Source organism: Melaminivora alkalimesophila (genome assembly GCF_000282995.1).
GTDB classification, from domain to species: Bacteria; Pseudomonadota; Gammaproteobacteria; order Burkholderiales; family Burkholderiaceae_C; genus Melaminivora; species Melaminivora alkalimesophila.
The window spans coordinates 1-9,941 of record NZ_ALEE01000271.1 but is presented as its reverse complement, the minus strand read 5'-3'; the positions used below and the strand labels follow the sequence as shown (position 1 = coordinate 9,941).

The 9,941-nt window shown below is 69.1% G+C and carries 13 protein-coding genes; 4 read left to right on the top strand and 9 right to left on the bottom strand.

What is annotated here, in order from left to right:
• The 7 genes from A612_RS05070 to A612_RS05040 form a co-directional block, all read right to left on the bottom strand.
• The coding region (locus A612_RS05070; protein ID WP_019373454.1) for an amidohydrolase at nt 1-616 on the bottom strand (616 nt) is incomplete at its 3' end.
• Between the two features lie 15 nt (nt 617-631).
• On the bottom strand, nt 632-1,525 hold the full coding sequence (locus tag A612_RS05065) for an N-formylglutamate amidohydrolase (protein WP_019373453.1): 894 nt from the start codon (nt 1,523-1,525) through the stop codon (nt 632-634).
• Nucleotides 1,526-1,529: 4 nt separating this feature from the next.
• Nucleotides 1,530-2,609: an ABC transporter ATP-binding protein gene (locus A612_RS05060; protein ID WP_081501105.1), complete on the bottom strand. Its 1,080-nt coding sequence runs from the start codon at nt 2,607-2,609 to the stop codon at nt 1,530-1,532.
• A gap of 5 nt (nt 2,610-2,614) precedes the next feature.
• The gene (locus A612_RS05055) at nt 2,615-3,637 is read right to left on the bottom strand and encodes an ABC transporter ATP-binding protein (RefSeq protein WP_051001436.1); all 1,023 of its coding nucleotides are present in this window, start codon (nt 3,635-3,637) and stop codon (nt 2,615-2,617) included.
• Nucleotides 3,638-3,641: 4 nt separating this feature from the next.
• Entirely contained in the window at nt 3,642-4,577 is a 936-nt protein-coding gene (locus tag A612_RS05050) for an ABC transporter permease (RefSeq protein WP_019373450.1), read from the bottom strand.
• Entirely contained in the window at nt 4,574-5,551 is a 978-nt protein-coding gene (locus A612_RS05045) for an ABC transporter permease (protein WP_019373449.1), read from the bottom strand. Before A612_RS05045 ends, A612_RS05050 begins: the two co-directional genes overlap by 4 nt.
• 74 nt (nt 5,552-5,625) lie before the next feature.
• Complete coding sequence (locus tag A612_RS05040) at nt 5,626-7,227, bottom strand: ABC transporter substrate-binding protein (protein ID WP_019373448.1); 1,602 nt, start codon at nt 7,225-7,227, stop codon at nt 5,626-5,628.
• A gap of 358 nt (nt 7,228-7,585) precedes the next feature.
• Here A612_RS05040 and A612_RS05035 point away from each other — a divergent pair, with 358 nt between their 5' ends.
• Both A612_RS05035 and A612_RS05030 read left to right on the top strand, forming a co-directional pair.
• Entirely contained in the window at nt 7,586-7,786 is a 201-nt protein-coding gene (locus A612_RS05035; RefSeq protein WP_019373447.1) for a hypothetical protein, read from the top strand.
• Nucleotides 7,755-8,150, top strand: coding sequence for a DUF2335 domain-containing protein (locus A612_RS05030; protein ID WP_081501103.1), 396 nt, complete (start codon nt 7,755-7,757; stop codon nt 8,148-8,150). Before A612_RS05035 ends, A612_RS05030 begins: the two co-directional genes overlap by 32 nt.
• A gap of 83 nt (nt 8,151-8,233) precedes the next feature.
• On the opposite strand, the gene A612_RS17815 is transcribed toward A612_RS05030, so the two are convergent.
• Entirely contained in the window at nt 8,234-8,497 is a 264-nt protein-coding gene (locus A612_RS17815; RefSeq protein ID WP_019373445.1) for a hypothetical protein, read from the bottom strand.
• A 461-nt stretch (nt 8,498-8,958) separates the two neighbouring features.
• On the opposite strand from A612_RS17815, the gene A612_RS05020 reads away from it, so the two are divergent.
• Nucleotides 8,959-9,285 carry a type II toxin-antitoxin system RelE/ParE family toxin gene (locus A612_RS05020; RefSeq protein ID WP_019373443.1) on the top strand — a complete coding sequence of 109 codons (327 nt, stop codon included), beginning with the start codon at nt 8,959-8,961 and terminating at the stop codon, nt 9,283-9,285.
• A complete protein-coding gene (locus A612_RS05015) occupies nt 9,251-9,556 on the top strand; it encodes an addiction module antidote protein (RefSeq protein WP_040436123.1) in 306 nt (101 codons plus the stop codon). Before A612_RS05020 ends, A612_RS05015 begins: the two co-directional genes overlap by 35 nt.
• Nucleotides 9,557-9,729: 173 nt before the next feature.
• Here the strand turns inward: A612_RS05015 and A612_RS05010 are convergent.
• On the bottom strand, nt 9,730-9,941 hold a 212-nt coding region (locus tag A612_RS05010), incomplete at its 5' end, for a helix-turn-helix domain-containing protein (RefSeq protein WP_019373441.1).

Sequence of the window (9,941 nt, the reverse complement as noted above, 5' to 3'; positions counted from 1 at the left end):
GCTGGGCCGCATGGCCGCCGGTGCCGCGCACCGTGATGTCGAAGCGGTTGCTCGACGCCATGGCCGGGCCCTTGCGAAAGCCAAAATGCCCTTCGGGCAGGCCCGGCATGTTGTGCAGCCCGTAGATCTCGTCGCAGGGAAAACGCTCCAGCAGCCCGTCCTCGATCATCGCGCGCGCGCCGGCGTTGCCGCCTTCCTCGGCGGGCTGGAAGATGAAATGCACCGTGCCCTCGAAGTCGCGCTGCGCCGCCAGGTATTTCGCCGCCCCGAGCAGGATCGCCGTGTGGCCGTCGTGGCCGCAGCCGTGCATGCGCCCGGGGTGGCGCGAGGCGTGGGCGAAGCGGTTGTGCTCTGGCATGGGCAGCGCGTCCATGTCGGCGCGCAGGCCCAGCGTGCGCCCGCGCCCGCCGCTGCCCGCGCGCGTGCCGCGCAGCACGCCCACCACGCCGGTCTTGCCCAGGCCCCGGTGCACCTCGATGCCCCAGGAGGCGAGCCGCTCGGCGACCAGCTCGGCCGTGCGGTGTTCCTCGAAGGCGAGTTCCGGGTGGGCGTGGATGTCGCGGCGCAGCGCGGTGAATTCCGCGTGCGAGGCGGCGATCTCGTCGATCAGGGTCATGGGCTTGTCCTCCGCTCAGCGCCTGACCTGGGCGCGCACGTAGGCCGCGATCTCGGCCGCCACTTCCGCCAGCGTGCGCTGGAGCGCCTCGAAGTTGCCGCTGCGCGCGCGCGTGTCCTCGTGCATGTACAGCCCGCGGTGCAGTTCGACCTGCAGGCTGTGGCGGCGCTCGGCCGGCCGGCCCAGCCGGGCGATCAGCGCCACGCCCTTGAACGGATCGTTCAGCGCCACGCTCAGCCCGCGCCGGCGAAACGCCTCGGCCACCAGGTGCGTGAACTCGGGCGCGGCCGTGCTGCCGTCGCGGTCGCCCAGCACCACGTCGGCCAGCGGGTGGTCGCTCTGGATCTGCAGGCCCTCGTACGAGTCGGCGGGCATGGAGTGCAGGTTCAGGTGCCACACGGCGCCGAAGTCGCGGTGGGCGGCCTCGATGTGCTGGGCCAGCGCGGCGTGGTAGGGCGCGTGGTAGCGGGCGATGCGCGCCTGGACCTCGGCCACCGAGAGCTTGCGGTCATAGATCGGGTGCTTGCCGTTCTTGCCGGCGTCGCGCCAGATCAGGCCGATCCCCAGGCGCGTCTTCTCGCTGGGGGTGAGCGGCCCGGGCCAGGGGCCATCGAGCATCTGGGCGTCGATGTCCTCGATCTCGCGGTTCGGATCGATGTAGGCGCGCGGGAAATTGGCCGCCAGCAGCGTCGCGCCCACCGAGGGCAGCGCCTGCCACAGCACGTGCACGTCCGTGTCCTCGCCGCGGCGCAGGAGTTCGAAGGGCAGGGCGTAGCCGAAGTCGTCGGGGTAGAGCGTGCCGCTGTGCGGCGAGTCGCACACCAGCGGCAGCGCGTCCGCCTCGGGCAGGCGCAGGCTGTAGGGATCGAAGGGCGTGGGAACGCTGGGCAGGACGGGGGTGGTGCTCATGGGGTCATGCGCCGGCCGGGGCCGGCGGCTCGTTCAGGTGGCAGGCGCTCAGGTGACCGTCCTGCAGGCGGCGCAGCTCGGGCCGCTCGACCTTGCAGCGGTCAAAAGCGTGCGGGCAGCGCGGGTGGAAGGCGCAGCCGGAGGGCGGGCGCAGCGGCGAGGGCAGCTCGCCCTGGATGGGCTGGTAGTCGCGCCGCACGGCGTCCAGCTCGGGCAGCTCGGCCAGCAGCGCCCGGGTGTAGGGGTGTGCCGGCCGGCTGAAGATCACCTCGGTGGGCGCGACCTCGACCACGCGGCCCAGGTACATGATGACCACGCGGTCCGAGACGTGGCCGACCACGCCCAGGTTGTGGCTGATGAACAGGTAGGTCAGCGACAGCCGCTCGCGCAGCTCCAGGAACAGGTTCAGGATCTGCGCCTGGATCGACACGTCCAGCGCCGCCACCGCCTCGTCGCAGACGATCAGCCGCGGCTTGAGCGCGAGCGCCCGGGCGATGCCGATGCGCTGGCGCTGGCCGCCCGAAAATTGGTGCGGGTAGCGTTGGGCGTAATCCGGGTCCAGCCCCACCTGGCGCATCAGTCCGGCCACGTACTCGGCCTTGCCCGAGGCCGGAACCAGGCCGTGCACCACCGGCGCCTCGCCCACGATGTCGAGCACGCGCATGCGCGGGTTCAGCGAGGCCATGGGGTTCTGGAAGATCATCTGCACGCCCAGGCCATAGGCCTTGCGCTCGGCGGCAGTCATTGCCGCCACCGGCTTGCCCTCGTAGCGCAGCTCGCCGGCGGACGGCGGGTTGATGCCCGCGATCACGCGCCCGAGCGTGGACTTGCCGCAGCCCGATTCACCCACCACGCCGATGACCTCGCCGGGCCGCACCTGCAGATCCACGTCCGAGACGGCGTGCACCACGCTGGGCTGGTTGCGCGCGCCCAGCAGGTTGGCCAGCCGGCCCGCCAGGTCCACCGGCTGCACGAAACGCTTGGAAATGCCGCGCAGCTCCAGCAGCGGCGCGCCGGCCGCAGGGGCCGGGGCGGCAACGGCCGGGGCCGCGGAAGGGATGGCAGGCGTGGCGGTATCCGTCATGGTCTTCATGCCTGCTCGGGCTCCAGCGGGTGCCAGCAGCGCAGGCTGCGCCCGGGTGCGGGCTGCGTGGGCAGGGGCTCGGCCAGGCAGGCCTCGCTCGCCCGGCTGCAGCGCGGGCGGAAGGCACAGCCGGGCGGCAGCTGCAGCAGGGACGGCGTCATGCCCGGGATCTGGCGCAGCAGCTGGCCGTGCGTGGCGCGCGTCGGGATCGAGTCGATCAGCCCGCGCGTGTAGGGATGGGCCGGGCGGCGCACCACGTCGGCCGTGGCGCCGGCCTCGACGATGCGGCCCGCATACATCACGGCGACGCGGTCCGCCAGGCCCGAGACCACCGCTAGATCGTGCGTGATCCAGACCATGGCCGTGCCGGTCTCGCGGCAGAGTTTTTGCACCTCGTACAGGATCTGCGCCTGGATGGTCACGTCCAGCGCCGTGGTCGGCTCGTCGGCGATGATCAGTTGCGGGCGGTTGAGCAGCGCGATGGCGATCGCCACCCGCTGGCGCATGCCGCCCGAGAGCTGGTGCGGATAGGCCAGCAGGCGCTCGGCCGGCGAGGGAATGCCGACCATCGCCAGCGCCTCCAGCGCCCGGGCGCGCGCGGCCGCGGCGCTGGTGCGCTCGTGCGCCTGGATGGCCTCGATCATCTGCGTGTCGATGCGCAGCACCGGGTTGAGCGTCATCATCGGGTCCTGGAAGATCATGGCGATCTCCTTGCCGCGCAGCCGCTGCAGCTCGCGCTCCGGCGCGCCGACCAGCTCGCGGCCGCGGTAGCGCATGCTGCCGCCCACGATGCGCCCCGGCTCGTCGATCAGCCCGATGATGGAAAAGCCCGTGATGCTCTTGCCCGAGCCGGATTCGCCGACCAGGCCCAGGACTTCGCCCGCGCGCACCTCCAGGTCCACGCCGTCCACCGCCTTGACGACCCCGCCGTGCGTGAAGAAATGCGTCTTCAGGCCCTGCACCTGCAGCACCGCCTCGCCCGCCGCGGACGGCGTGGCCAGGGGGGGAAGGACTTCCGGCTTGCCCATGGCTTCAGCGCGCATGGTGCGGATTCAGGATGTCGCGCAGGTGGTCGCCCGCCAGGTTGATGCCGACGATGGTCAGCGCCAGCGCGATGCCGGGGAAGAACGAGATCCAGTAGTTGCCCGAGAGCATGTACTCGAAGCCGTTGGCGATCAGCATCCCGAGCGAGGGCTCCGTCACCGGCACGCCCACGCCCAGGAAGGACAGCGTCGATTCCAGCGCGATGGCGTGCGCCAGGTCGATGGTGGCGATCACGATCAGCGGCGGCAGGCAGTTGGGCAGCATGTGGCGCCACAGGATGCGCGGCGCGCCCAGGGTGAGGCACTGCGCCGCCTCGATGTATTCCTTGCCGCGCTCGACCAGCGCCGCGCCGCGCGCCGCCCGCGCGAAATACGCCCATTGCACGATGATCAGCGCGATGATCACCTTGTCCACCCCCTTGCCGAGGATCGCCAGCAGGATCAGCGCCACCAGGATCGCCGGGAAGGACAGCTGGATGTCGACGATGCGCATCAGCAGCGCGTCCAGCCAGCCGCCGAAGTAGGCGGCCGCCAGCCCGACCATGCTGCCGATGGCCAGCGCCGCCGTCACCGAGACGCCGCCCACCACCAGGCTGGTGCGCAGGCCGTAGAAGATCGCCGAGAGCACGTCGCGCGCCTGCGCGTCCGTGCCCAGCCAGTAGGTCATGGTGCCGTCGGCGTTCTGGCTGCCGGGCGGCAGCTTGGAGTCGAAGATGTCGAGCGCGCCGATGTCGTAGGGGTTCTGCGGAGAGATCCAGGGCGCGAACACCGCCGCGCCGATCGACAGCAGCACCAGCAACAACCCCAGCACCGCCAGCCTGTTGGCCAGGAACTCGCGGCGCAGCCGCTGCCAGGGCGTCTCGGCCGGCGGCAGCGGCGGGGCGGCGTCGAGCGCCGCGGCGGAGGGGAGGGAGGACGGGTTCATGCCTTGGCCGGCTGCAGGCGCACGCGCGGGTCGAGCACCGAGTAGAGGATGTCGGTGACGAGGTTGAGCATCACCAGGAAGAACACGATCAGGATCAGGTAGGCCACCACCACCGGCCGGTCGAGCGTGACGATGGAATCGAGCAGCAGCTTGCCCATGCCCGGCCAGGCGAAGATGGTCTCCGTCACCACGGCGAAGGCCATGACCTGGCCGAACTCCAGCCCGAAGACCGTGACGATGGGGATCAGGATGTTCTTCAGGAGGTGCACGCGCAGGATCCGGCCCCAGGCCAGCCCCTTGGCACGCGCGAACTTGATGTAGTCCATGGGCAGCGCCTCGCGCGTGGCGGCGCGCGTGACGCGGATGATCAGCGCCCCCTTGGCAAGCGCGATGGTGCAGGCCGGCAGCAGGATGCGCCGCCAGCCCTCCCAGGTCAGCAGGCTGGTGTCCACCGGCCCGAGCGCCACGGCCGCGCCGCGCCCGCTCGCCGGCAGCCACCCCAGGTACACGGCAAACACCATGATCAGCATCAGCCCGACCCAGAAGTTGGGCAGCGAAAAACCCAGCACCGAGCCCGTCATGATCCCGCGCGCGCTCACGCTCCGGGGCTTGAGCCCCGCCCAGATGCCCAGCGGCACGCCCACCAGCGCCGCCAGCAGCATCGAGACCACCGCCAGCTCCAGCGTCGCCGGCATGCGCTCCAGGATCAGGCCCATGGCCGACTGGCCGGTCAGGAAGCTCTTGCCGAAGTCCAGCTGCACGGCGCGCGAGACGAAGATCGCGTACTGCTCCAGCAGCGGCTTGTCCAGGCCGAAGTTGGTGCGGATCGCTTCGCGCTCGAGTTCGGTCGCCTCGGGGCTCGCCATCATCGAGACCGGGTCGCCCACCACGTACAGGCCGACGAAGACCAGGCCGGACATCACGGCCATGACCAGCAGGGCCTGCAGCAGGCGGCGGATGATGAAAGCGAGCATGTTTCAGGAAGGGGGCACCCGCCCGCGGCGTGGGCCACGGGCGGGTTCGGCCGAGGGGTGTTGGAGCGCCGTTCTCAGTTCGCCGGCGTGGCGTACTGCACCATGGTCTGCTGGTCGGCGCGGCCCTTGAAGCGGATCTCCTTCTTCATCGCCCAGACCGAATGCTCGAAGTGGATCGGCAGCATGGCGAAATCCGCCATGGCGATCTCGCTGGCCTTGGCAAGCGTCGCGGCGCGCTCGGCGTCGTCCATCTGCGTGGACGCCTCGGCCACCAGCCGATCCAGCTCGGGGTTGGAATAACGGCTGCGGTTGGTCGTGCCCTGGCCCTTTTCCTTGTTGGGCGTCACCAGCAGGGAGTTGAGCGTGTTGGACATCTCGCCCGTCGCCGTGCCCCAGCCGGCCATGTAGGCGCTGTAGGCGAAGGCGTCGCGGTTCTTGAAGAACACCGCCGGCGCGTTCGCGTCGATGGTCGTCTTCACGCCCGCGCGCGTCCACATCGCGGCCAGCGTCTGGGCGACCTTGCTGTCGTTGATGTAGCGGCCGTTGGGCGTGCCCAGCACCATGGTGAAGCCGTCCGGGTAGCCGGCTTCCTTGAGCAGCGCCTTGGCCCTCTCCAGGTTGGCCTTGGGCGCGGTGGCGAGCTGCTTGCTTGCGCCGAACATCGGGTAGGGCAGCAGCTGGCCGGCCGGCGTGCCGACGCCGCCCATGGTGCGCGCCACCAGCGCGTCGCGGTCGATCGCCAGCGACAGCGCCTCGCGCACGCGCCTGTCCAGCAGCGGGTTCTTGCCGTTCGTGCCCTGGATGCCGGGCGTGGTGTCGCCGTTCTGGTCCAGCGCCACGTAGATGATGCGGTTCGACGCCTTGGTCTCCACCGTCAGCTTCGGGTCCTTGCGCAGGCGCTCCAGGTCGTCGGTCGGCGGGTCCTCGATCAGGTCCACGTCGCCGGCCAGCAGAGCCGCCACGCGCGTCGCGGCGTTGCTGATCGGGCGGTAGATGACGCGGTCCCAGGCCGGGGGCGGGCCCCAGTAGTGCGGGTTGCGCTCGAACACGATCTCCGCGCCGCGCTTCCACGAGACGAACTTGTAGGGACCGGCGCCGACCAGGCCGTCGCCCGCGTTCAGCTCGGTCGTCGTCTTGCCCTCGGGCGCCGGGCCGGAGGCTGCCTTGGCCGACATGATGGGCAGCCCCACCATGTTGGTCGCCAGCAGCGGGTACAGCTCGGAAGTGGTGATGCGCACCGTCTGCGGATCCACCGCCTCCACCTTCTCGATCTTCTGCATGTAGACCTTGAAGGACGAGGGGCTGTTGGGCACCTTCGGCACCCGGTCGAGCGTGAAGACCACGTCCTCGGCCGTCACGGGCGAGCCGTCGGAGAACTTGGCGTTCGGGCGCAGCTTGAAGGTCCAGACCTTGCCGTCCGCCTTCCAGGACTCGGCCAGGCAGGGCTGGATCACCAGGTCCGCGTCCGAGCACACCAGGCCCTGGAACAGCGTCTGCGACAGCTGGATGTTGGGCGTGAACGCGTGGTATTGCGGGTCCATCGAGGTGGGCTCGGTCTTGAGCGCCACCACCAGGTCGCGTGCCGAGGCGCCGCTGGCCACGCAGGCGGCGGCCAGGGCCGTGATGGTGAGCAGGGCACGGGGCAGCGCCGGGCGGCCGGTGGTCTTCAGGGGCATGCAACAGTCTCCGGGGCAGGGGATCGGGGAGGGCGGAAGCGGCGGCGCGCAAGGGCCTGAACTTCCGGTAACAGCTCGATCGAGCATACCCGGGCGGCGCTGCCGTGCCGACTGGGGGATAACCCGTTGTGGGAAGTGCTTACGGGGGGCTCCGTGCTTGCAATTTAAGGAGCGGTAGTCAGCTCGAACACCTCGGCCAGCGTGCGGGCGCTGAGCCAGCGATCCGTCCATGCCTCCAGCTGCGACCAGCGCGACCGACAGGGACTTGGCATAGTTCTCTCGGCCTTCAGATAGCCACTGGCATCAAAGTAGGGATATTTCTGGCGCACGCTAGAATCTCCTACTCAGGAGGTCAATGATGAAGAAGCATGCCAAGTTCCTGGCCGCTCTGATCAGCGGCCTTGGCGCCACCGCAACGGTGTTTGCAGCGCCCCATTTCCAACGCTCCCACACCACCGATCTGGCGCGCATGCGCGGCGACGTCGAGCGTGTTGGCGCCACGATGCGTTCAGTGATGAAGCGTGAGCATGAGCGCCAAATCGCAAAGAAGCAGCACTGATCCAGCCGCCGGCGGCAAGGCTGGCAATCATGTGATGTCGGCTCAGTGGCAGGGGCCTTTGCCGCCTCCTGCTGCGCTGGAACACTTTGACCGGGTCATCCCCAACGGGGCGGAGCGCATCATGGTCATGTGCGAAAAAGAGCAGTCCTCGCGTCTGCACCTGGAGCGGCTATACGCCATTACCGAAGTCTGCATCGAGGCCGGGGGGCGCATCGTTGGCGCACTCTTGGTTTTGGCGTGCCTCGGCGCTGCCATATGGAGCATCACGCACGGCGCGGACTGGAAAGTCACCTTGGGCTTTCTCAGCGTCCCCGTCATGGGGGCGGCGGCAAAGTTGTTTGAGCGGGGCCACCGGGAGAAGTAGCCTCTCTGGCACTCTCACGGCGCTTGCTCGCCCCTCTCCGAAGACGCCCCAGAATCGATCCGGAACACGCTGGGCAAATGCCCTCAGCGTTGCTCCGCCTCCAGGCGCCGCAGCTCTGCCTCCACTGACAGCAGGTCCTCGCGCAGCTCGCGCGCCCGGGATTCGCAGGTCGTCGCAAGGGCCTGCATCTCCGTGGAAATCGACTGCTCCCACGTGGCCCCGGCGAGGTTGTTGTTGGCGCGGCGCTTTTGCGCGGCAAGGGCGGACTGTCGCGCGGCGCAGTCCCGGCGGTGTGCGTCGACAGCGGCTCGCGCTTCCGCAATGCCGCGGTTTCGCAGGTAGGTCATGCGCTGCCAGGATGGACCGAAGGCCCCCTCTTTCCGCGCCGCTGGTGCCGCTGCTGCCGGTGCAGCAGGCATCCCATCGGCCGCCGCGCTGGCCGGGGCTGCTGCAGGCGCGGGCACATGCCCGCTTGCAGGCTTGACCTCGATCTTTTCACCCTTGCCGGCGCAGGGCGCATCCTGAAAGCTCACGCGCCCGTCCGGGCCGGTGCACTTGTTGATCGCCCAAGCGGGCCCCCACGCCAACGCCAGCGCCAACGCGGCCGATTGCACTGCCAGGGTCTTCGTCCTTACGTTCTCCACGCCCCAGACCTCCTTCTCGACTGTGTAACCGAATCTTACACGGCCACACCCCGCTGGTCCCGCCCTGGTCCTGCGGTCGAAGGGCGAGTCATCGTCGAAGGCCGAGTCACCATCCTCCGGCAAGGCGATGGGGCGTTTCGTAGCCTACAGGATACAATCCGCTTATGTACACCGTCCTTGAAACGGAGCACTTCGTTCGGTGGGTCGACGGTTTGCGCGATATGCCGACCCGCATTCGACTCCGCCGTCGGTTGGGCAGAGCCATGCGCGGAGTACTTGGTGATGTCAAGCCGGTAGGCGACGGGGTATGGGAGATGCGTGAGGATTTTGGTCCTGGCTGGCGCATGTACTACCTGATGCAGGGCTCCACCATCATCCTGATGCTCGGAGGCGGCGACAAAGCCACCCAAGGGCGCGATATCGAACGGGCCAAGGCGCTGGCCCAGGAGTGGCGAGATGAGCAAATCGAAGATCAAGACCCGTCCATTTGACATGGCCAACTACTTGCGCGACGAAGAAGAGGTGGCGGAATACCTGCGCCAGGTTCTGGAAGACGGCGACCCCGCAGAGTTGGCCGCCGCCTTGGGGGACGTCGCCCGCGCCAGGGGCATGACGCAGCTCGCCCGGGACACGGGCCTGTCGCGCGAAAGCCTGTACAAGAGCCTGTCGGGCGAGCGTGCTCCCAGTTCGGACACGCTGTTCAAGGTCATCAGGGCGATGGGCTTCAAGCTCTCGCTGCATCCACAGCCCCACGGAAGCTGAGCCAGATGGCGAGGCGCGAGGCTGGATACCAGATTGACCTGGTGCAGCATGGCCAGGAGCCGGCCCAACGATCTGCCAGCGGCTGGGATGCGGTCGAGGACGCCCCGGGAAAAGCGGAAAACATGAAGCTGCGCTCCGCCCTCATGACGGCGCTGAAGGAGGCGTGCCCTCTCTCAGCTGCCAAGCTCGAAGCGCAAAGAAGTGCCCAGCGCCACGCTGGCGCGCGCCAGCGTGGCCAGGGTTACGCCGGTGTCGTTCTCGTCCAGCAGCCGGTTTACCACCATGCGGCTGGTGTGCATGCGTGCCGCCATCTCGGTCTTGCTGATCTTGTTGGCCTTCATGGCCTGCGCGAACTGCCAGGCGATCACCCGCTTCACGGCGGCCG

Bases quoted from the DNA above. Each gene is read 5' to 3' on its own strand.
- A612_RS05065 (WP_019373453.1), bottom strand. From the start codon at position 1,525: ATGAGCACCACCCCCGTCCTGCCCAGCGTTCCCACGCCCTTCGATCCC.
- A612_RS05060 (WP_081501105.1), bottom strand. From the start codon at position 2,609: ATGACGGATACCGCCACGCCTGCCATCCCTTCCGCGGCCCCGGCCGTT.
- A612_RS05055 (WP_051001436.1), bottom strand. From the start codon at position 3,637: ATGGGCAAGCCGGAAGTCCTTCCCCCCCTGGCCACGCCGTCCGCGGCG.
- A612_RS05050 (WP_019373450.1), bottom strand. From the start codon at position 4,577: ATGAACCCGTCCTCCCTCCCCTCCGCCGCGGCGCTCGACGCCGCCCCG.
- A612_RS05045 (WP_019373449.1), bottom strand. From the start codon at position 5,551: ATGCTCGCTTTCATCATCCGCCGCCTGCTGCAGGCCCTGCTGGTCATG.
- A612_RS05040 (WP_019373448.1), bottom strand. From the start codon at position 7,227: ATGCCCCTGAAGACCACCGGCCGCCCGGCGCTGCCCCGTGCCCTGCTC.
- A612_RS05035 (WP_019373447.1), top strand. From the start codon at position 7,586: ATGAAGAAGCATGCCAAGTTCCTGGCCGCTCTGATCAGCGGCCTTGGC.
- A612_RS05030 (WP_081501103.1), top strand. From the start codon at position 7,755: ATGAGCGCCAAATCGCAAAGAAGCAGCACTGATCCAGCCGCCGGCGGC.
- A612_RS17815 (WP_019373445.1), bottom strand. From the start codon at position 8,497: ATGACCTACCTGCGAAACCGCGGCATTGCGGAAGCGCGAGCCGCTGTC.
- A612_RS05020 (WP_019373443.1), top strand. From the start codon at position 8,959: ATGTACACCGTCCTTGAAACGGAGCACTTCGTTCGGTGGGTCGACGGT.
- A612_RS05015 (WP_040436123.1), top strand. From the start codon at position 9,251: ATGAGCAAATCGAAGATCAAGACCCGTCCATTTGACATGGCCAACTAC.